The 21693-nt window shown below is 46.3% G+C and carries 23 protein-coding genes and 1 tRNA gene; 21 read left to right on the top strand and 3 right to left on the bottom strand.

What is annotated here, in order from left to right; genetic code table 11:
• Positions 1-185 precede the first annotated feature (185 nt).
• Positions 186-1658, top strand: a complete 1473-nt coding sequence (locus A3Q3_RS0104430; RefSeq protein ID WP_020182367.1) for a porin — start codon at positions 186-188, stop codon at positions 1656-1658.
• A 124-nt stretch (positions 1659-1782) separates the two neighbouring features.
• Here the strand turns inward: A3Q3_RS0104430 and tadA are convergent, their stop codons facing one another.
• Genes tadA through A3Q3_RS0104415 form a run of 3 tightly spaced genes read right to left on the bottom strand, consistent with a single transcriptional unit; the run spans position 1783 to position 3642 of the window.
• Positions 1783-2238, bottom strand: coding sequence for a tRNA adenosine(34) deaminase TadA (tadA, locus tag A3Q3_RS0104425; RefSeq protein WP_020182366.1), 456 nt, complete (start codon positions 2236-2238; stop codon positions 1783-1785).
• The gene (locus tag A3Q3_RS0104420) at positions 2231-2695 is read right to left on the bottom strand and encodes a phosphate-starvation-inducible PsiE family protein (RefSeq protein ID WP_020182365.1); all 465 of its coding nucleotides are present in this window, start codon (positions 2693-2695) and stop codon (positions 2231-2233) included. The genes tadA and A3Q3_RS0104420 overlap by 8 nt, the downstream gene beginning before the upstream one ends.
• 35 nt (positions 2696-2730) lie before the next feature.
• Complete coding sequence (locus tag A3Q3_RS0104415; RefSeq protein WP_020182364.1) at positions 2731-3642, bottom strand: LysR family transcriptional regulator; 912 nt, start codon at positions 3640-3642, stop codon at positions 2731-2733.
• Positions 3643-3780: 138 nt separating this feature from the next.
• Here A3Q3_RS0104415 and A3Q3_RS0104410 point away from each other — a divergent pair, with 138 nt between their 5' ends.
• From A3Q3_RS0104410 to A3Q3_RS0104315, 20 genes are all read left to right on the top strand, one after another.
• Entirely contained in the window at positions 3781-4491 is a 711-nt protein-coding gene (locus A3Q3_RS0104410; RefSeq protein ID WP_020182363.1) for a pirin family protein, read from the top strand.
• A gap of 106 nt (positions 4492-4597) precedes the next feature.
• A complete protein-coding gene (locus A3Q3_RS0104405; RefSeq protein ID WP_020182362.1) occupies positions 4598-5164 on the top strand; it encodes a flavodoxin family protein in 567 nt (188 codons plus the stop codon).
• Between the two features lie 52 nt (positions 5165-5216).
• Positions 5217-5801, top strand: coding sequence for a YceI family protein (locus tag A3Q3_RS0104400; protein ID WP_020182361.1), 585 nt, complete (start codon positions 5217-5219; stop codon positions 5799-5801).
• A 56-nt stretch (positions 5802-5857) separates the two neighbouring features.
• On the top strand, positions 5858-6937 hold the full coding sequence (locus A3Q3_RS0104395; RefSeq protein WP_020182360.1) for an alkene reductase: 1080 nt from the start codon (positions 5858-5860) through the stop codon (positions 6935-6937).
• Positions 6938-7026: 89 nt separating this feature from the next.
• Positions 7027-7893, top strand: coding sequence for a triose-phosphate isomerase (tpiA, locus tag A3Q3_RS0104390; protein ID WP_020182359.1), 867 nt, complete (start codon positions 7027-7029; stop codon positions 7891-7893).
• 16 nt (positions 7894-7909) lie between these two features.
• Complete coding sequence (gene secG, locus A3Q3_RS0104385; RefSeq protein ID WP_020182358.1) at positions 7910-8278, top strand: preprotein translocase subunit SecG; 369 nt, start codon at positions 7910-7912, stop codon at positions 8276-8278.
• A gap of 22 nt (positions 8279-8300) precedes the next feature.
• Positions 8301-8385: transfer RNA gene (locus A3Q3_RS0104380), tRNA-Leu, on the top strand.
• 130 nt (positions 8386-8515) lie between these two features.
• Positions 8516-8845, top strand: a complete 330-nt coding sequence (locus tag A3Q3_RS0104375; protein ID WP_029647559.1) for an NADH-quinone oxidoreductase subunit A — start codon at positions 8516-8518, stop codon at positions 8843-8845.
• 19 nt (positions 8846-8864) lie between these two features.
• Positions 8865-9341: an NADH-quinone oxidoreductase subunit B family protein gene (locus A3Q3_RS0104370; RefSeq protein ID WP_020182356.1), complete on the top strand. Its 477-nt coding sequence runs from the start codon at positions 8865-8867 to the stop codon at positions 9339-9341.
• A 26-nt stretch (positions 9342-9367) separates the two neighbouring features.
• Positions 9368-9964, top strand: a complete 597-nt coding sequence (locus tag A3Q3_RS0104365; protein WP_020182355.1) for an NADH-quinone oxidoreductase subunit C — start codon at positions 9368-9370, stop codon at positions 9962-9964.
• Positions 9957-11210 (top strand): NADH-quinone oxidoreductase subunit D, encoded by a 1254-nt coding sequence (locus A3Q3_RS0104360; protein WP_020182354.1) that lies wholly within the window; start codon positions 9957-9959, stop codon positions 11208-11210. Before A3Q3_RS0104365 ends, A3Q3_RS0104360 begins: the two co-directional genes overlap by 8 nt.
• 184 nt (positions 11211-11394) lie before the next feature.
• A complete protein-coding gene (gene nuoE, locus A3Q3_RS0104355; protein WP_020182353.1) occupies positions 11395-11868 on the top strand; it encodes an NADH-quinone oxidoreductase subunit NuoE in 474 nt (157 codons plus the stop codon).
• Positions 11868-13193 (top strand): NADH-quinone oxidoreductase subunit NuoF, encoded by a 1326-nt coding sequence (gene nuoF, locus A3Q3_RS0104350; protein WP_020182352.1) that lies wholly within the window; start codon positions 11868-11870, stop codon positions 13191-13193. Before nuoE ends, nuoF begins: the two co-directional genes overlap by 1 nt.
• A 30-nt stretch (positions 13194-13223) precedes the next feature.
• On the top strand, positions 13224-15659 hold the full coding sequence (nuoG, locus tag A3Q3_RS0104345; RefSeq protein WP_020182351.1) for an NADH-quinone oxidoreductase subunit NuoG: 2436 nt from the start codon (positions 13224-13226) through the stop codon (positions 15657-15659).
• A complete protein-coding gene (gene nuoH, locus A3Q3_RS0104340) occupies positions 15659-16687 on the top strand; it encodes an NADH-quinone oxidoreductase subunit NuoH (RefSeq protein WP_025224543.1) in 1029 nt (342 codons plus the stop codon). Before nuoG ends, nuoH begins: the two co-directional genes overlap by 1 nt.
• 1 nt (position 16688) lies before the next feature.
• Entirely contained in the window at positions 16689-17180 is a 492-nt protein-coding gene (gene nuoI / locus A3Q3_RS0104335) for an NADH-quinone oxidoreductase subunit NuoI (RefSeq protein ID WP_025224542.1), read from the top strand.
• A 5-nt stretch (positions 17181-17185) separates the two neighbouring features.
• On the top strand, positions 17186-17830 hold the full coding sequence (locus A3Q3_RS0104330; RefSeq protein WP_020182348.1) for an NADH-quinone oxidoreductase subunit J: 645 nt from the start codon (positions 17186-17188) through the stop codon (positions 17828-17830).
• Position 17831: 1 nt separating this feature from the next.
• A complete protein-coding gene (gene nuoK / locus A3Q3_RS0104325; protein ID WP_025224540.1) occupies positions 17832-18137 on the top strand; it encodes an NADH-quinone oxidoreductase subunit NuoK in 306 nt (101 codons plus the stop codon).
• 5 nt (positions 18138-18142) lie between these two features.
• Positions 18143-20164 carry an NADH-quinone oxidoreductase subunit L gene (gene nuoL / locus A3Q3_RS0104320; RefSeq protein WP_026361750.1) on the top strand — a complete coding sequence of 674 codons (2022 nt, stop codon included), beginning with the start codon at positions 18143-18145 and terminating at the stop codon, positions 20162-20164.
• 11 nt (positions 20165-20175) lie between these two features.
• Positions 20176-21693, top strand: coding sequence for an NADH-quinone oxidoreductase subunit M (locus A3Q3_RS0104315; RefSeq protein WP_020182345.1), 1518 nt, complete (start codon positions 20176-20178; stop codon positions 21691-21693).

Here is a 21693-nt window from a genome sequence, read left to right as displayed (position 1 = left end):
TTATTACAACTTTCTGCATAGGCAATGTTTTATTGAATGTGGTTGGTTCCTTAATAAAAACGTAGTAGTCGGACTATATGTTTTATAGTCATGAGTCACCAATATGTCATATAAGTGTCATATTGGCGGTTCAAAATGCTGGTCATCTATTTGCTTCAAGCTACATTGTTTATTAAGGACAGAAGATGATGATCAAGCACTTGTTTAAACTAGCACTGTTACCATTCACGATAGGCCAAGCCATGGCTGCACATGGTCAAAGCCCGGCAGACCAAGCCAGCCAAAACGAACATGACTCCCCTACATTTGTTTCACGTTTCATGAATGACGATGCACCATTCCGCGTGGATTTTAATCTGGGTGATCATCCTGCGTATACACAAATCTATGGCATTCTGGATGTGGCGCGTGTCAGTATCAACCATTCGCTGCCAGAGAACTACGAGCTACCCAATAATTTTTACCCTTACTCCGGTGCTAAAGTGACGGACCGAGTGACTTCTAGAACCGAATGGGTGAATGGCGGCTTGCAAGCTTCGCGCCTTGGCTTGCGTGGCGAAGTGGCTAAACTTCAGATGTTGGAACATGACTTTAAGTTTGTGTATCAATTTGAAGCTGGGTTTAACCCGATTGATATGAAACTCCACGATGCCGCGCAAACACTGGCGGATAACTCTGGTACCAAGGCTAATTCCAGCGTAAATGCAGACTCTTCCATGAACGGCGAGCTGTTTGCACGGCAAGCTTGGGTAGGCGTAGACGGTGGTGCATTGGGTCGAGTGTCATATGGTACCCAGTACAATCCATTCTTTGAAATTACTGCGGCATATGACCCCAACAGTAAAGCGGATACATTTTCACCATTGGGCGAAAGCGGCACGATTGGCGGCGGCGGTGGGATTTCTGAAAATTCACGCATGAAAAACTCAGTTAAGTACGGCAATACTTATGAAATTGAGGGACATGGCAAAGTCAACTATGCTGGGATGTATCAGTTTGGCAATGCTGAAGGTACGTCAGAAGGTTACGGCTATACCGCGCAATTAGGGTATGAGAACAGTCTGTTTGGTGTGCAGTTTGCCTATGATCGTTTTGACGATGCAGTAAAAGCGGGTAACGCGGCTCCTGGCAATCCATTAGCAAACGACACGATTTCTGCAGCACTTTACAACACAGAGGCGACTTTGCTTACCTTGAAATGGACGCCGACCAAAGATATCAAAGTCATGGGTGGTTGGGAGTGGTATCGCTTAAAGCCGTCTTCAGATGCATCTATCAAATACAACAAACTATTTGATCAAGCAGTGTTTGGTGGGGTGGCCGCTTCTGCGCTGAAACCGGGCTACCAACAAGACAATAATGTCTATTATATCGGTGCCAGCTTTGACTTTTCTCAACGTGTGCCAGTCTTGGCGGGCTTATCCACTTCAGCAGGTTTTTACGAAACCAAATTTGATGCTATTGAGGGTCCGACCGTTTCAACCAATTCCGAAGGCAAAATCGACACTTGGACTATGGTGGCTGATTACCGCTTTAACAAACGCTTTGACACCTATGTGGCTTATACCAATAACCACTTCTCCGGTGATAAATTCCCAATTGCCAGCTTCTATCACGATGTAAACAGCGTGGGAGCGGGCATGCGCATGAAGTTTTAAGCCATTAGTAAAACAAAAAAAGACTCAATTTACTTGAGTCTTTTTTATTGGCGATACGCTTTTAGCGTAACACAGCAAGCTTCAGGCAAGATGTGTCTGCCAGGATGGCCATAATAAGTAGGGTTTATTTACTTCCCCTTCTTTTTTTAAAGAAATCACTTAATAGTTGCCCGCATTCAATGGATTCCACGCCACTCGTCACTTCGCAATGATGGTTTAATTTAGGCTCGCCCATCAAATCCACCACACTGCCACATGCGCCAGTTTTGGGGTCGGCCGCGCCATACACTAGCCGAGCAATACGCGCATGTTGAATCGCGCCGGCACACATGGCGCAAGGCTCCAGTGTTACATATAGGGTGCAATCCACTAGCCGATAGTTGTTAAGATGTTGGGCTGCATCTCGTAACGCAATGATTTCAGCATGGGCACTGGGGTCATGATTGCCGATGGGCGCATTGCTACCACGGCCAATGATGACGCCATCCTTTACGACGATCGCGCCTACTGGGACTTCTTGCTTTTCAGCAGCAGCTTCGGCCAACAAGATGGCTTGCTGCATAAATAAGGTGTCACTCATGCTGATTATTAGGCTGCCTGTCTGCCCAACGCACCAGTACATAGACAAGGCCGATGACAAATGCGCCGCCCAGCCAAATACCAATTTCTTGATAGGTTGGCGAGGCGTCTTGTACGGGGATCACAATCAGTTTGCGTAAAAACATGACCAACACCACTTCGATAAATGTTTCGACTAGTAATTTATGACCGCGTAAGTAGCGGATTTCAGCGGAAATCAGCGCTGATACGGCCCACAGCAACATCAGTGTGCCAAGGGCATGTAAAAAGCCATGCACTAGGTTGTGTGCATATGCGGCTTCTTTGACATCAATAAAGAACAACCAAGTAAACATCAAAATAGAGATGGCAAGCGCCAACCCAATAATGACGTGAGCAAAGCCATTGAGCCAAAGCATGGCTTTAATTGCCATGTTGTTGAGCGGTGCGAATTCTTCTGGTAATTGGTCTTGCGACATGAAGTGTCCTCAAAGAGTGAATGTATATTTTGGCATTACATCAGCAGTTCATCTAGTGTTAATTGCGCTAGTCGTTTCAACATCCATTGTTGTGCTTTACCCATACTGCTGTTTCGTTGGATAGACCACGCTAAAAAAGTAGGGGCCAAGGTTTTGGCTTCGGCGACTTCTTTAACGATCAGTTTCCCTTGGTCGGCATAGTGCTGCGCCATTTTGATAGGAAGGTAGCCTACACCCAACCCAGCTAATTGCGCTTGTAGCTTGCCCTGCATGTCAGATACCGTGAGCACATCTTGCCCAGACAATATACCGGAAGTGCGTGGGGGTAGGTTGCGTGAGCTATCAGCAGCGGCTACCGCACGGTATTGAATAATGTCTTGGTTATTGAGCGGCTCTGGCAGTAATGCGAGCGGGTGATGCGGCGCAACTGCAAACACAAACTCTAATTGCCCTAGCAAACTGGTGCTAAAGCCACCACCTGGGGGGGCTTCACCAGGGGCTCCGATTGAAATATCAGCACGGCCAGAAATGAGCGCATCCCAACTCCCACCAAATACCTCGCGCATGACTTTAATGCGAGTGCCAAAGCCTTGTGCATAAAAGTCCTGCAAAATATTAAACAAAGCTTCGTTGCTGAATAAATCACTGATGGCAATCCCAATATCGGTTTCAACCCCAGTGGCCACACGTTTGACGCGGGATTCAAGCGCATGGGCTGCATCCAATAAATAGCGTCCTTCTTTAAGTAGCTCAGCACCGGCCTCGGTTAAGTTGGCGCGATGACCGCTGCGATCAAAAATCGCCACGCCGAGATCTTCTTCTAACTTGCGTATGGTATAGGTGACGGCTGACGGTACGCGGTACAACGATTCAGCCGCTGCAGCAAAGCTGCCTTTGCGGGCAATCGCATCAATTACTTCTAACGCGTCTATGGATAATTTGAGCATGCAATCATTTCATCAAAGGCTTGTTCATATTTTTTGAATAACTTAGGCAAAATAATTCGCTATTCATAAGTTTTTTCTATAGATATCATGCATCAATCAATTCAATCCTATTGAATAAGAAAGGTTGAGCAAGACTATATGATAACCGTTAGAAAATCACAAGACCGCGGCCATGCTAATCATGGTTGGTTGGATAGCTATCATTCATTCTCGTTTGCAGAATATTTTGATCCTGCGCATATGCAGTACTCTGTATTACGCGTGATCAATGAAGATAAAGTGGCCGGTGGCATGGGGTTTGGCATGCACCCACACCGCGATATGGAAATCATTACCTATATGTTGGCAGGTGAGTTAAAGCATCAAGATAGCATGGGTAACGGCTCAGTGATTCGCGCTGGTGATGTGCAACGCATGACAGCCGGTACAGGTATTCGCCATAGTGAAGTCAATGCCTCCGCCCAAGATCAAGCGCACTTGCTGCAAATTTGGCTGATACCGGCGCAAAATGGGTTGCCACCAAGTTATCAAGATCAGAGCATTCCTGCAGAGAAGAAACTCAACCGTTGGTGTTTGGTCGCGTCACCGGATGCGCGTGAACATTCATTAATGATTCATCAAGATGTGGAATTATGGGCAACAGTATTGCAAGCAGGCAATGCACTCAACTATGCCATTCAGGCAGAGCGTTGTGCTTACTTGCATGTGGCAAGAGGGCAGTTAACGCTGAATGGACAAGTGCTCTCTACAGGCGACGCGGTGATGCTGGATGCGAAACAAGCAATTGAAATTCAAGCGCAGCAAGAAAGTGAAGTATTGCTATTTGATTTACCAGAGTTGCAGACTTAAGAGATTTTTCAGGCTAGGCGACCGGGGTTCGAATCCCCGTGGGGACGCGCGTTAATCACAGAATTAAAAACCAAAGAGTTAATTTTATATTTTTATGGAGAACAAAATGACAACAGTAGCAGTGGTGTATCACAGTGGTTATGGGCATACCGGGGCGCAAGCGCAAGCCGTTGCGCGTGGTGTAGCTAAGGTGGAAGGCGTGACGGTACATTTGCTCAATGCGGAAGAAGCACAACAGCAATGGGAACTTTTAAAGGCTGCGGATGCCATTGTGTTTGGTAGCCCGACTTATATGGGTTCTGCTTCCGCGCAATTCAAAGCGTTTATGGATGCGAGTTCTAAAGCTTGGTATACCAGAGATTGGAAAGACAAAATCGCAGCAGGTTTCACCACCTCTGCCAGCCAAAGCGGCGATAAGCTGAATACGCTAGTGCAGTTGGCAGTGTTTGCGGCACAGCACGGCATGATTTGGGTTGGGCAGGATTTGTTGCCGGGTAACAATAACAGCAAAGGTTCTGTGAACGATTTGAATCGTCTGGGCAGTTTTTTAGGCGCAATGGCACAAGCCAATGCCGATGAAGGTGCTGATGTGGCGCCGATACAAAGTGATTTGCTCACCGCAGAGCACTTGGGTGAGCGTGTTGCGACCATCACTAAGAAAATGTACGGCTAAAAATATCTAATTAATTAAAATAATAGGAGCAAATAATATGAGGAATTTAAGTATGAAGAAATTATTAGTGGCACTCAGTATTGCATCGGGTTTTGCATTAACCGCCAATGCGTATGCAGCTACAGAGACTTACAATATTGATGCAGGTCACAGCTTTGCCAATTTCAGTATTCGCCATGTGGTATCAAAAACGTCCGGCAGCTTTAGTGATGTACAAGGCGTGGTCAAAATTGACCGCGAACAACTGGCGAACTCCAGTGTCAATGCAAAAATCAGCGTAGCGAGCATCAGCACCAGAAACGCTAAGCGTGATGAGCACATTCAAAAGCCAGAATATCTGGATGCGGTAAAGTTTGGTGAAATCACCTTCGTTAGTAGCAAGGTGGAAGCCAAAAGCGCCACAGAAGGTGTTATGACAGGGCAGTTTACTTTACACGGTGTTACAAAAGAGATTGCCATCCCTTTCAAAGTGCTGGGTTTTGGCGCAGACCCTTGGGGTGGCCAACGCACTGGGTTTGAAGCACATACCACTATCAAGGCTTCAGACTACGGCTTTACTTGGATGCAAAAAGCGAATAGCCCAGTGGGTGATGACATTGAAATCACTTTGTTAATTGAGGGTGTAAAAGCTAAGTAATCAGCTGTCGGTGATTTATGAACTTAAACACTCCATTTTGATAGTAAAGGGTTTCTATGAGTAAAGATTTATTTTCTCCTGTTGTACTAGGCAGCATTTCTCTCAAAAATCGCATCGTCATGGCACCATTGACGCGTAATCGTGCCGGTGAGGGCGGTGTGCCGCAAGCCATTAACGCTACTTATTATGCGCAGCGTGCTTCGGCCGGTTTGATTGTGACGGAGGCGACGCCTATTTCTGCCATGGGGCATGGCTATCCTGCATTGCCGGGGATTTACACGGATGCCCAAGTGGCAGGCTGGAAAAAGGTCACGGATGCCGTGCATGCTAAAGGCGGCAAGATTGTGATCCAGTTGTGGCACGTCGGGCGTATTTCTCACCCAAGTCTATTGCCTAATCAAGCGTTGCCAGTAGCGCCTTCTGCCATCAAGCCTGCTGGTCAGGCGTTTACTTACCAAGGGTTGGTCGATTATGTAGAGCCGCGTGCACTGGATGCCTCTGAACTGCCTGCCATTGTGCAAGACTATGTGCATGCCACTAAGAGTGCCATTGCAGCTGGGTTTGATGGCGTAGAGATTCATGCGGCCAATGGTTATCTGCTTGATCAGTTTTTGCGTGATGGTGCAAACCACCGCACTGACCAGTACGGTGGCAGCATTGAAAATCGTGCGCGATTGTTACTAGAAGTCACGCAGGCAGTGGTAAATGTCATCGGCGCCGATAAAGTGGGTGTGCGCGTATCTCCGGTTAATCCGTTTAACGATATGAGCGATAGCAATCCGCAAGCGGTGTTTAATTATGTTGCTAATGCACTCAACCAGTTTAACTTGGCGTATTTGCATGCGGTGGAAGGTGGGATTCACGGTGGAGGCAAAGCGGATCCGTTTGATTTTTCTGTGTTTCGCAAGCAATTTAAGGGTGCTTATATGGCCAATTTAAGTTACGACAAAAAACGCGGTAATCAGGCAGTTGCCAGCGGACATGCCGATGTTGTGGCCTATGGTGTGCCGTATATTGCCAATCCGGATCTGGTGGAGCGCTTTCAACAAGATGCGCCACTTAATGAAGCAGACAGTAATACATTTTATGGCGGTGCAGAGCAGGGCTATACAGATTACCCTGCATTGCATGGCTAACTTTCGTTAGCGTGTTACACCATAGCTGGCCCCTGCCATGATGGATAGGGGCTTTTCATTATAAAAGTCTGGAAAAATGCTATTGCTGCATGGTAAGGCAAAGCGTAAAATTCGGGCTGCTTATCGTTTATTGGTCACGTCCATTGTCAGTTCACTCTCATCAGTCCACGCCACAAAAAATCGTCATTGCCAACTGGAAAATGCATGGCAGCCTTAAACAAAACGAGCAGCTACTACGTGGTTATCTGGCTGAGCTTTCAACACTCAAACATACACAAGTAGTGGTGTGTGTGCCTTATCCCTATTTAGCACAAGCGCAGCAGCTACTGAGTAGTACCCCTATTGCTTGGGGTGCGCAAAACATGGGCAAGTTTGAGCGTGGCGCATACACGGGTGAAGTAAGTGCAGAGATGCTGTTGGATTTTGGCGTGCAATATGTGATTCTTGGGCATTCCGAGCGTAGTACTGCTTATTGCGAATCGGATGAGAATATTGCGGACAAGTTTATGACAGCCAAACAGCACGGTCTAACGCCTGTGTTATGTGTGGGGGAGACCTTGATTGAGCGTGAGGCTGGCGTGATGGAAATGGTGGTCGGGAAGCAATTGGACACCATCATTCGTCAATTTGGTGCAGGTGTGTTTGCGCATACGATTATTTCCTATGAGCCCATTTGGGCGATTGGCACAGGCTTGGCAGCGACGCCAGAACAAGCAAAGACAATGCATGCCTTTATTCGATTTAAGCTTTTGCAATCGGATGCAAGCATCGAAAACAGCCTAAAAATACTGTACGGGGGAAGCGTAAATCCACAAAATGCGGTACAATTATTCTCTGTGAACGGCATTGATGGGGGCTTGGTAGGTAAGTGCTCTCTTCAAGCGCAAGACTTTGTCAAAATATGTCAGGCGGCAGAGGATGTTAGTGAGGCGATGGCTGAGCAATCCTTGCTGTAAATCTAGAAAAAATACTATGGAAAAAATTATATTGGTTGTGCATATCCTTGCTGCCGCTGCAGTTATCGGATTGGTGCTGCTTCAGCACGGTAAGGGTGCGGATATGGGCGCAGCATTTGGTAGCGGCGCATCTGGTAGCCTCTTCGGCGTGTCAGGTTCCTCAAATGTGTTAAGTAAGCTGACGGCTGTGTTTGTGGCTATTTTCTTTGTGACCAGTCTAACTTTGGCCTTCTTGGCGAGTCATCGTACTGGTAATGGTAGCGTAGTGAAAGCAACTACAGCGCCAGCAACACAGGTAAGTCCACTGCCAGCGGCGGATACCCCTAGTGTGCCTGCGCCACAAGCGCCAGCAAAAGAAAACGCTGCTAAGGATATTCCAAACTAACTAAAAGGTATGTGTTGTAATTGCCGTCGTGGTGAAATTGGTAGACACGCTATCTTGAGGGGGTAGTGACGAAAGTCATGCGAGTTCGAGTCTCGCCGACGGCACCAGCAGTATTTAAGTAATAGCGTAAGTGAATAGTCTGCAGTATGGATGCGTAAGCATTCACCCAAAAAATGTAATGATTGATGTAAATTAGCTTAGGGCTGACCAGTGCTAGAAAACTATTTTCCTATTTTGATGTTTATTTTGGTTGGTTTGGGTGTTGGCTTGGGTCCGCTAATCCTTGGTAAATTGGTCTCTCCTCACCGACCAGATTCAGAAAAAAACTCCCCCTACGAATGTGGTTTTGAAGCGTTTGAAGATGCGCGTATGAAGTTTGATGTGCGTTACTATCTGGTCGCAATCTTATTTATCCTATTTGATTTGGAAATTGCATTTTTATTCCCATGGGCAGTGGTCATTCAAGAGATTGGCCTGGCCGGTTTTTGGGCAATGATGCTCTTTTTGTTTGTGCTGGTGGTTGGCTTTATTTACGAGTGGATGAAAGGTGCGCTAGAGTGGGATTGAGTCATCACAAGGTGGGCGTATGAGTATTGAAGGCGTCTTAGAAAAAGGCTTTGTGACGACCACGCTCGATACGGTCATCAATTACACGCGCACTGGGTCTATGTGGCCAATGACGTTTGGTTTGGCATGCTGTGCGGTGGAAATGATGCACGCCGGCGCCTCTCGTTATGATTTGGATCGTTTCGGTATTGTGTTTCGTCCTAGTCCGCGTCAGTCAGATGTCATGATTGTGGCGGGTACCTTGGTCAATAAAATGGCACCGGCCTTGCGTAAGGTGTATGACCAAATGGCAGAGCCGCGCTGGGTGATTTCCATGGGCAGTTGCGCCAATGGCGGTGGCTACTACCATTATTCCTATTCTGTGGTGCGTGGATGCGATCGCATAGTGCCGGTAGATGTCTATGTGCCGGGTTGTCCGCCCACTGCCGAAGCTTTGCTTTACGGCATTATTCAGTTGCAAAAGAAAATTAAAAGAACCAATACTATTGCTCGATAAATCTGCCTATTGGATAACCCTTATTCATGTCTGCCAAATTAGAACAACTCTCTGCACAAATTAAACTTGCCCTTGGTGATGTATTGACTAAGCACACGGTTGCGCAAGGGGAAATTACCATTGAAGTGAAGTGTACGGATATGATCGCCGCCTGTTACAAGTTGCGCGAGCATGCTGAATTGAAATTCGAACAGTTAATTGACCTCTGTGGTGTCGACTATTCCGAGTATGGGGATGGGCAGTGGCAGGGTGCGCGCTTTGCTGTAGTGCTGCATTTGCTTTCAGTCTCTCTCAATCAGCGTGTACGTGTGCGTGTATTTGCTGCAGATGACGATTTTCCTGTTTTCCCCACCCTGATTGATGTTTGGCCGGTCGCCAACTGGTTTGAGCGCGAGGCGTTTGATTTATATGGCATGATGTTCGAAAACCACCCAGACTTACGTCGATTGCTGACAGATTATGGCTTTGTCGGTCATCCGTTCCGTAAAGATTTCCCCATGATAGGCAACGTTGAAATGCGTTATGACCCAGTGCAGCAGCGTGTGGTGTATCAACCGGTATCCATCGAGTTGCGCAATAATGTGCCGCGTGTGATTCGCGACGAAGGATTCCATCATGGCTGAGATTCGTAATTACACCATGAACTTTGGGCCGCAACATCCTGCCGCACATGGCGTGTTACGATTGGTATTGGAGTTGGATGGCGAAGTGATTCAACGTGCTGATCCACATATTGGCTTGTTACACCGCGCCACAGAAAAGCTGGCCGAAAATCGTACCTATTTGCAAAGCGTACCGTATATGGACCGCTTGGATTATGTGTCGATGATGGCGAACGAGCATGCTTATGTGATGGCAATCGAGAAAATGCTGGGCCTTGAAGTACCTATCCGTGCGCAGTATATCCGTGTGATGTTTGATGAAATCACGCGTGTACTCAATCACTTATTATGGTTGGGTGCGCATGCATTGGATGTTGGTGCTATGACCGTATTCTTATATGCTTTCCGTGAGCGTGAAGATTTATTTGATGTGTACGAAGCTGTTTCTGGTGCACGTATGCATGCCGCTTATTACCGTCCGGGTGGCGTATATCGCGATTTACCTAATAAAATGCCTCAGCATGAAACAACTAAGTTTAGAAGTGCCGATGAAATCAAAAAACTCAATGAAAATCGCCAAGGTTCAGTATTGGACTTTATTGAGGATTTTACCAACCGTTTCCCCGCTTATGTAGATGAGTATGAAACACTGCTGACGGACAACCGAATATGGAAGCAACGTACCGTCGGTATTGGCGTGGTGACGCCTGAGCGCGCATTGGCGCTTGGCATGACTGGCCCGATGTTACGTGGCTCTGGTATTGCTTGGGATTTACGTAAAAAACAGCCTTATGAAGTCTATGCTGAATTAGATTTTGATATTCCGATTGGTGTGAATGGCGATTGTTATGACCGTTATTTGGTGCGGATTGAGGAGTTTAGACAATCCAATCGCATTATCAAGCAATGTGTCGATTGGTTACGTAAGCATCCCGGCCCTGTCATTACGGACGACAATAAAGTAGCGCCACCTAACCGTGAAGGCATGAAAACCAACATGGAAGATATGATTCACCACTTCAAGCTGTTTACCGAAGGCTTTCATGTGCCAGCCAGCGAAGCGTATGCCGCGGTTGAGCATCCGAAAGGTGAGTTTGGTATTTACATGATTTCCGATGGCGCGAACAAGCCTTATCGTTTAAAAATACGCGCACCAGGTTTCCCACATCTTGCTGCGCTAGATGAAATGACAAGAGGTCACATGATTGCAGATTTGGTGGCGATTATTGGTACGCAAGATATTGTGTTTGGTGAGATAGACCGATGAAAAAGCAAACTTTCGTCACAATACTACGTGGCTTCACAAAAAAATCTGCTTACATAGTTAGTCTATGCGGCGCAAATTTTTTTGCTGTGCTACTCGTCTTGTTTAGAAACTTTACTTTTTCAAGTGATATGAGAAAAAGATTTTCTTTGTGCTTCGATGTCTCTGTGGTGAGTTAATAAAGATTATGTTAAGTAAAGAAGCCATTCAAAAAATAGAGTATGAACTGACCAAGTACCCTGCCGATCAGCGTCGAGCAGCGGTGATGTCAGCCCTGCGTATTGTGCAAACAGAGCGTGGCTGGCTATCTAAAGAGAGTATTACTGAGGTGGCAACATACTTACGTATCCCGGAAATTGCAGCGATGGAAGTGGCTACTTTTTACAATATGTATGAGTTGTCTCCCGTAGGCAAATACAAAATTACGGTATGTACCAATATTTCTTGCATGTTGCGTGAGGCTGATGTCATCGTAGACCATCTTCAAGAAAAGCTTGGTATTGGCTTTAATGAAGTCACTGCTGATGGTAAGTTTTGCTTAAAAGAAGGTGAGTGTATGGGTTGTTGTGGCGGCGCACCGTTGCTGCATGTCAATAATACGCAGATGCATGAGTTTTTAACGCCAGAAAAAGTGGATGAGATTTTGAAGGAGCTTCCATAATGGCTGCGTTAAAGAAAGCAACAGCGAAGCCTGTGATGACGGATTTAAAAGGCCAGACCTTACTCACACTGCGCACACTTACAGAGAAAAATCCGGCATCGCTAGAAACCTATGAAAAACTAGGTGGCTATGCACAGTTAAAACGCCTGGTGACCGAGAAGGTAAAAGCCACAGACATAATCAGTCAAATCAAAATCTCCAATTTGCGTGGTCGAGGCGGTGCTGGCTTTCCAACAGGACTCAAGTGGAGCTTTATGCCGCGTTACTACGACGGCACCAAATATTTGGTCTGCAATACAGATGAAGGCGAGCCAGGTACATTTAAAGACCGCGATATTATCCGCTATAACCCACATCAGCTAATTGAAGGCATGGCGATTGCCGCTTATACGTTAGGCGCGCGCGTAGGGTATAACTATATCCACGGTGAAATTTGGCAAGATTATGAGTCATTTGAACTGGCTCTGGCTGAAGCACGTAAAGCTGGCTACATTGGCGAAAATTTATTTGGCTCTAATTTCAGCTTTGATTTATATGCGGTGCATGGCTATGGCGCTTACATTTGTGGTGAAGAGACTGCGCTGATTGAATCAATCGAGGGTAAAAAAGGCCAGCCGCGCTTTAAGCCACCATTCCCAGCCAGCTATGGTGTGTTTGGTAAACCTACCAATGTCAACAATACAGAGAGTTATGCTTCTATCCCTTGGATATTGCAACACGGCGGCCAAGCCTTTGCTGATTTGGGGGTGCGGAATTCAGGCGGTACTAAGTTATTCTCAGTGTCTGGCCACGTAGAAAAGCCAGGCAATTACGAAGTTAAAATGGGTACACCATTTGCTGACTTGCTAGCAATGACTGGTGGTGTTTGGAAAGGCCGTCAGTTAAAAGCGGTGATTCCGGGTGGGCCGTCCACTGCAGTCATGCCTGCCAGTGCGATACTAGATGCGACCATGGACTATGATGGCTTGAGTAAAGCCGGTTCCAGCTTGGGCGCAGGTTCCATGATTGTCATGGACGAGACGACCTGTATGGTCAAAGCGTTAAAACGCCTGAGCTATTTCTTTTATGAAGAAAGTTGCGGGCAATGCACGCCATGTCGTGAGGGCACAGGTTGGGTATACCGCGTTATCTCACGTATTGTCGATGGCAAAGGTAAGATGGAAGATTTAGACTTGCTGACCGACGTGAGCAATAATATCTCTGGGCGTACTATTTGTGCGTTGGGAGATGCAGCAGCAACGCCTGTGCTGAGTTTTATTAAACACTTTAGACCAGAGTTTGAATACTATATTCAGCATGGCAAAAGCATGGTTGACGGTAAGTAATCGCGACGAGATAAACAATACGGTATCTACATGTTAAATATTGAAATAGACGGCAAACCATTAGAAGTCGAACACGGCAGCACGATTATCGATGCTGCTGATAAAGTGGGTATTGCGATTCCGCGTTTTTGTTATCACAAAAAACTATCGGTCGCAGCCAACTGTCGTATGTGCCTAGTGCAAGTTGAAAAATTTAATAAGCCTCTGCCAGCTTGCGCCACACCAGTGGCCGATGGGATGAAAATTTACACGCGCAGTAAAGCCGCGGTGGAAGCACAGCAGAGCGTGATGGAGTTTTTGCTGATTAATCACCCATTGGATTGTCCAATTTGTGACCAAGGTGGCGAATGCGATTTGCAAGATATTGCAGTGGCCTATGGTGCCAGTGGCTCACGTTATGCAGAAGAAAAACGCGTGGTGTTCAATAAAAACATTGGGCCGTTAGTCAGTACCGATATGACACGTTGCATTCAATGCACACGCTGCGTTCGCTTCTTGAAAGAAGTGGGTGGCATGCAAGAGCTTGGTTTAGTTGGCCGTGGTGAGCATGCAGAGATTACAGCGTATGTCGACAAATCCGTGAACTCTGAATTAAGTGGCAACATTATTGATTTGTGCCCAGTGGGCGCTTTGACCAGCAAGCCATTCCGCTATTCTGCCCGTAGTTGGGAACTCACACGCCGCCCATCCATTGCGCCACATGATGGTTTGGGTTCACATATTGAAGTACACGTCAAAGATAATAAGGTCATGCGTGTATTGCCGCGTGAAAAAGAGTCTATTAATGAGTGCTGGTTATCAGATCGTGACCGCTACTCCTATGAAGGCCTCAATAGCCCAGACCGTTTAAAAGTGCCGATGATTAAGCACAACGGACAATGGCAAGAAACCGACTGGAAAACTGCATTAGAGTTTGCTGCAGGCCAGCTCAAAGACATTACCACACAACATGGCGGAGATGCATTAGGCGTATTGGTTTCCCCCAATAGCACGATGGAGGAGGGCTATTTAATTAAGCAACTTGCCAATAGCTTAGGCAGCGGTAATGTAGATTATCGCTTACGTCAGACCGATTTTAGACTGGATGGCAAGCGCGTAGGTACGCCGTGGATGGGTTGTAATATTCAAGAAATTGAAGAGCTTGATCGTATTCTATTGATTGGTTCCAATATCCGAAATGAGCACCCATTGCTTGCGCAACGCTTCCGTAAAGCCGTTGCCAATGGCGCCGAGCTTTGTATCGTCAGCCCGCTGGACAATGATCCATTGATGGATATCGCGCATAAAGTGATTGTGCGCCCAAATGATATGGTCAATGTGTTGGGTCAAGTGCTCAAAGCCATGTCTGGCTTGCAAAAGCTTTCCTTGTGCCTACCACCATCACTCAATCAATTATTAGAGGAGATTCGTGTACGCCCTAATACACAGGCCATGGCCGAGAGCTTGGCTGGTATCAGCGAAGACTTGGTATTGATTGCACCAAAAGTAGGTATTTTTATCGGCAATATGGGGCTCAGTGACCCACGTTTTACCGAGATGTACAGTATGGCGGAAGCGATTGCTGGTATCTCTGGTGCTAAGGGCGGTATTTTGCCAGCGGCAGCCAATAGTACCGGGATGCATTTGATGGGCGTAATGCCGAGTGCGACAGGAATGCATGCGCGCGCTATGCTAGAGGTGCCACGCAAAGCCTATATGTTGCTCAATATTGAGCCGGAATTGGATTGCCAACATGCCGCCTTAGCCAAAGCCGCCATGGCCAAAGCTGAGTGCGTAGTTGCGTTGACTGCTTATAAATCACAAGCGCTAGAAAATGCAGATATTTTATTGCCAATAGCACCATTTACTGAGACTTCCGGTACGTATATGAGTATGGAAGGGCGTATTCAAAGCTTCCAAGCAGTGACCAAACCATTAGGGGAGTGTCGTCCAGCATGGAAAGTACTACGCGTATTAGCCAATACGTTGGGGCTGGAAGGTTTTGATTTTAATAGCAGTGAAGAAGTTAAAAATAAAATCTTCAATGGCGAGAAACCATCCGCAGTAGCATGGCGCAGTTTGAATAACAACCTAAAAGAGTTGGTTGAAATTCAGGTTAACATCAAAAAAGAAGGCTTGCAGCGCATTGGGGAAGTCCCACAGTACGAGTCAGACCCAATTGTGCGTCGTTCGCCACCGTTGCAAAAAACCAAATACAACATTCGCCCAATGGCTAGAATGTGCGCAGAACAAATGGCGTTACTCGGCTTGGTAGAAGGTGACGTTGTATTGGCAAAACAAGACCGTGGTAGTGCTGTTCTGAAAGTGAAATTAGATCACCATGTGGCTAAAGGTTGTGTACGTGTAGCAGCATCACATGAGCTGACCGTAGGGTTGGGCGATTTGATGGGGGATATCACCCTTGAAAAAACGACGGAAGAGCATTACAAGCCTTATGAAACCACGATGATGGAAGCGGTGTCATGATGGCGTTTTTAGCGCAATTTTTTGGTGAGTACTGGCCGTCTGTGCAAACAGTGACTTGGACGCTGATTAAAATCGTAGCGATTGTATTGCCGCTGATGATCGCTGTTGCGTACTTAACGTTGGCAGAGCGTAAAGTGATTGGCTATATGCAGGTGCGCATTGGCCCAAACCGGGTAGGCTATTGGGGCTTATTGCAGCCACTAGCCGATGGCCTGAAATTATTGTTCAAAGAAATCATTCTGCCAACGGCTTCCAATAAAGGTCTGTTTTTCCTAGGCCCTGTGCTCGCCATTGCACCTGCGTTTGCTGCTTGGGCCGTGGTACCGTTTGATGCCACCATGGTGCTGGCGGATATCGATGCTGGCTTGCTTTACATTCTGGCCATGACTTCAGTAGCCGTATACGGAGTGATTATTGCCGGTTGGGCTTCTAACTCTAAGTATGCATTTTTAGGTTCGTTACGTTCTGCGGCGCAGATTGTTTCTTACGAGATCGCCATGGGCTTTACCTTGGTGGGGGTGCTGATGTGCGCCAACTCCTTGAATCTAGGCAAGATTGTGCTGGGTCAGGCTGGTGGTTTCTGGCATTGGTATTTCATTCCATTGTTCCCGTTGTTTGTGGTGTATTTTATTAGTGCGGTGGCTGAGACCAACCGTGCACCGTTCGACGTGGCTGAGGGTGAGTCTGAGATTGTGGCGGGCTTCCATGTGGAATACTCCGGTATGGCGTTTGCTGTGTTTTTCTTGGCTGAGTATGCCAATATGATTCTGGTATCAATGTTGGCTGCGTTGATGTTCTTAGGTGGTTGGTTGTCACCGGTACCCTTCATTCCAGATAGCTTCTTGTGGCTGCTGGCTAAAGTAGCGTTTTTATTGTTCATGTTCCTGTGGTTCCGTGCAACATTCCCACGTTACCGCTATGACCAAATTATGCGCTTGGGCTGGAAGATTTTTATTCCAATCACATTGGTTTGGATTGTTTTCGTCGGTGCCATGATGCAAACCTCATTAGGTTATTTGTTCCACTAATATGCTAAATACTATTAAAAACACATTGGGAAGTTTGATGCTTTGGGAGCTGCTGAAAGGCATGGCGCTCACTGGACGTTATTTCTTTGCACGTAAAATCACCATCCAATATCCGGAAGAGCGTACACCGCAATCTAACCGCTTTAGAGGTTTGCATGCATTACGTCGCTACCCCAATGGCGAAGAACGCTGCATTGCCTGTAAGTTGTGCGAAGCGGTTTGCCCTGCAATGGCCATCACCATCGAATCGGAACAGCGCGAAGACAATACCCGCAGAACCACGCGCTATGACATTGATTTAACCAAGTGTATTTTCTGTGGACTATGTGAAGAGTCCTGCCCGGTGGATAGCATTGTGGAAACGCGCATATTTGACTACCACGGCGAGCAACGGGGTGATTTACTTTACACCAAGGAAATGCTGCTAGCAGTTGGCGACAAATACGAGCAACAAATTGCCGCAGACCGCGCGCAAGATAAGACGTTTAGGTAATTGCCATGGTATTTACTGATATTGTTTTTTATACACTGGCTGCCATTCTACTGTTCGCAGGTTTACGTGTTATCACTACCCGTAACCCAGTATATGCCGCGCTATTTTTGGTATTGGCTTTTTTTACGGCTGCCGGCATCTGGTTATTATTAGAAGCTGAATTTTTGGGTATTGCACTGGTGTTGGTCTATGTCGGCGCGGTGATGGTGCTTTTTCTGTTTGTGGTCATGATGCTGGATATCAATGTAGACAAGCTGCGCGAAGGGTTTTGGGAGTACTTGCCCATGGCTGGTTTCATTGGCCTGCTGATGGTGGTGGAAATGGCCATGGTACTGGGTGGCAAATATTTTAGTCCTACGCATGCGGTGAGCAAGCCGGTTGGCTACAGCAATACGGCTGAGTTGGGGCGTGTTTTGTATACCGAATATCTATTGCCATTCGAATTGGCTTCTGTAGTACTGCTGGTGGCCATTGTGGCAGCCATTGTGCTGACATTGCGCGATCGCCAAGACAATAAATCGATGAACCCAGCAGATCAAGTGAAAGTGCGTAAACAAGACAGGGTACGTATCGTCAGCATGCCGGCCGAAGTAGAGCTGCCAGTTGAGCCACCAGCTGTGACGGATACACCTGCAGAGGGGAAACAATAACATGGTCGGTTTATCTCATTACCTCATCCTAGGCGCACTGATGTTTGCTATCAGTGTAGTCGGCATTTTTCTCAACCGAAAAAACGTGATTATTTTATTGATGGCCATTGAGTTAATGCTGTTGGCGGTCAATTTGAATTTTATTGCGTTCTCACATTACTTAAACGATATTGCCGGCCAAGTGTTTGTGTTTTTCATCTTAACCGTGGCAGCAGCAGAGTCGGCTATCGGACTAGCTATTTTAGTCGTGCTGTTCCGTAATTTACGTACGATTAACGTAGATGATTTAGACCATTTAAACGGTTAATGAATATGAGTATGTCAAAAATTTTATTGCTGATTCCTATCCTGCCGCTGATTACAGCAACGATTGTGGGCTTGTTTGGGCGAAAATTACCTAGGCATTATGCACATGTGCTGACTATCGCTGGGGTAGGGCTGGCATTTGTGTTATCTGCCTATGTGTTGAATCAAACCATGCATGGTTTTACGCTTAATGAAACAGTCTATCGCTGGCTTACTTCTGGCGCTTTTAACTTTGAAGTGGGATTTCTCATTGATAACCTCACTGCCATGATGATGGTTGTGGTGACATTTGTATCGTTAATGGTACATATTTACACCATTGGCTATATGCATGAAGATCCTGGCTATAGCCGTTTCTTTAGCTACATCTCATTGTTTACCTTCTCTATGCTGATGTTGGTCATGAGCAATAACTTCATGCAGCTGTTCTTTGGTTGGGAAGCCGTAGGCTTGGTCTCCTACCTGCTGATTGGTTTTTGGTATACCAGACCCACTGCTATTTATGCGAACCTCAAAGCTTTTTTAGTGAATCGTGTAGGCGACTTTGGCTTTTTACTCGGCATTGGCATGGTGCTATTTCACTTTGGTAGTTTGGACTATGCCACTGTATTTGAAGCTGCACCAAGACTAGCCAGTGCGCAGGTTCAGATTTTACCGAATATTGACTGGTCGTTGATGACTGTGACCTGTATTTTGCTCTTTGTGGGTGCCATGGGTAAATCTGCGCAAGTGCCATTGCATGTGTGGCTACCAGATTCTATGGAAGGCCCAACGCCTATTTCCGCATTGATTCACGCTGCGACCATGGTAACTGCAGGTATCTTTATGGTGGCCCGTATGTCGCCTTTGTTTGAATTGTCCACTACCGCATTGTCGACAGTGATGGTGATTGGTGCAATCACCGCTTTGTTTATGGGGTTCTTAGGCATTATTCAAAACGACATTAAACGTGTGGTGGCTTACTCCACCTTATCCCAATTAGGGTATATGACCGTAGCGCTTGGCGCGTCTGCTTACTCAGTGGCTATCTTTCATTTGATGACGCATGCATTCTTTAAAGCATTGCTATTCTTAGCGGCTGGCTCAGTCATCATGGGTATGCATCATGATCAAGACATCCGCAATATGGGTAACTTGAAAAAATACATGCCAGTTACCTGGATTACTTCCTTGATCGGCTCACTCGCGCTGATTGGCACACCATTTTTTGCTGGCTTCTATTCCAAAGATAGCATTATCGAGGCAGTGAAGTTTTCGCATATCAATGGCAGTGGATTTGCCTACTTTGCTGTGTTAGCAGGCGTGTTCGTCACTGCTTTCTACTCATTTAGACTCTATTTCTTGGTGTTCCATGGTAAAGAAAAGTGGCGTGAAGTGCATCACGACGCACATGCACACCATGACGATGATCACCACCATGGCCTATCGCCTACAGACGATCCGCATGAGCCTGGTTGGGTAGTGACTGCACCGTTAATTTTGCTAGCGATTCCTTCAGCAATTGTGGGCTATGTCGCGATTGAGTCCATGCTGTTTGGTGATTTTTTCAATCAGGTGATTTTTGTGGATGCCAACGCACATCCGGCCATGCAGCACTTGGCTCACCATTACCATGAACTATTACATAGTCCAGCAGGTATGGCATTACATGGATTCCTGACACTACCATTTGCGTTAGCCGCTTCTGGTGTGCTGATTTCATGGTTCTTTTATATGAAACGCCCAGATATTCCTGCCACGATTCAGCGTAAATGTAATTTGATTTACCAAGTGCTTGAAAACAAATACGGCTTCGATAGTTTTAATGAGCGCTTTTTTGCAGGAGGCTCACGTTTTATAGGCAGCAAATTATGGCAGATTGGCGATGTTCAACTCATCGATGGCGCCATGGTCAATGGCACGGCAAACTTGATTGTAAAAATATCGAGCAAAGTGCGTCATTTGCAGTCTGGCCTTATTTATCACTATGCATTTGCCATGATTATCGGCGTGTTTTTGTTTTTAACATTCTTTATTAAAATCAACTAAAAAAGTTGCACATGAATTTATTCAATCAACACATACTAAGCTTTGCCATCTGGTTGCCTATTTTGGCTGGCGTCATTGTTTTATTGCTTGGTAGTGATCAAAACGCAAATCGAACACGATGGGTCGCTCTGGTTGGCGCGGTCATTAGTTTTTTAGTGACGATTCCGCTCTACACTGGGTTCCAATTGCAGATTGGTACGTTCCAGTTTGAGGAAAGTGCATCATGGATCCCTGCGTTTAATATCTACTACCACTTAGGTGCTGACGGGTTTTCTGTACCCCTTATCTTATTGACCAGTTTTACCACGGTATTGGTGGTGATTGCAGCGTGGGAAGTGATTACCAAAAGCATTGCACAATATATGGCTGCGTTTTTAATCATGAGTGGCCTGATGATTGGCGTATTTAGTGCCTTAGATGCCATTTTGTATTATGTGTTCTGGGAAGCAATGCTGATCCCGATGTTCTTGGTGATTGGAATTTGGGGTGGCCCAAACCGAGTGTATGCCACCATCAAATTCTTCTTATACACGCTACTTGGTTCATTGTTGATGTTGGTTGCATTTATTTACCTGTACCATCAAACAGGTAGTTTTGCGCTTACAGATTACTATGCGTTGCCGATTAGCATGAGTGCGCAGATTTGGATTTTTATTGCCTTCTTTATGGCATTTGCTGTCAAAATCCCGATGTGGCCTGTGCATACATGGTTGCCGGATGCGCACGTTGAAGCGCCTACCGGTGGTTCGGTGGTACTTGCGGCCATCGCGCTAAAGTTGGGTGGATATAGCTTTTTACGATTTGCCATGCCGATTGCACCGGATGCGGCGCATTACTTTGCCAATACCATGGTCACACTGTCATTGATTGCGATTGTATATATTGCTTTGGTGGCATTGGTGCAAAAAGACATGAAAAAGCTGATTGCTTATTCCTCGATTTCACACATGGGGTTTGTCACACTAGGCTTCTTTATGTTTAGCCAGCTGGGGTTGGAGGGCGCAGTGGTGCAAATGATTTCCCACGGATTTATTTCCAGCGCCATGTTCTTATGTGTGGGGGTGCTGTATGACCGTATGCATAGCCGCCAAATTGCTGACTACGGCGGCGTAGTGAATACCATGCCGATCTTTGCTGCATTTGCCGTGTTATTTGCCATGGCCAATAGCGGGTTGCCAGGTACATCGGGCTTTGTGGGCGAGTTTATGGTAATTCTAGCTGCGGTTAAATTTAACTTCTGGGTAGCTTTTTTAGCCGCGACCACTTTGATTTTTGGCGCGGCCTACACGTTATGGATGACCAAACGCGTATTCTATGGCGCAATCGCCAATACACATGTGGCTGAATTAACCGACATTAACGCAAGAGAATTTATAATTCTGGCAACGTTGGCATTGTTGGTCATTGGTTTTGGTGTGTACCCAGAGCCTATTACCACATTATTACAAGCCACCAGTGCAGAATTTTTGACCCATATGCAAACCACTAAAATACCAATCATAAGCAGTGTGCCTGCAGCAAGTATCTAA

The sequence above is a fragment of the Methylotenera sp. 1P/1 genome (genome assembly GCF_000384355.1).
Lineage (GTDB): Bacteria > Pseudomonadota > Gammaproteobacteria > Burkholderiales > Methylophilaceae > Methylophilus.
Note: the sequence above shows the minus strand (reverse complement) of the source record. Positions and strands in the feature narration are given on the sequence as shown.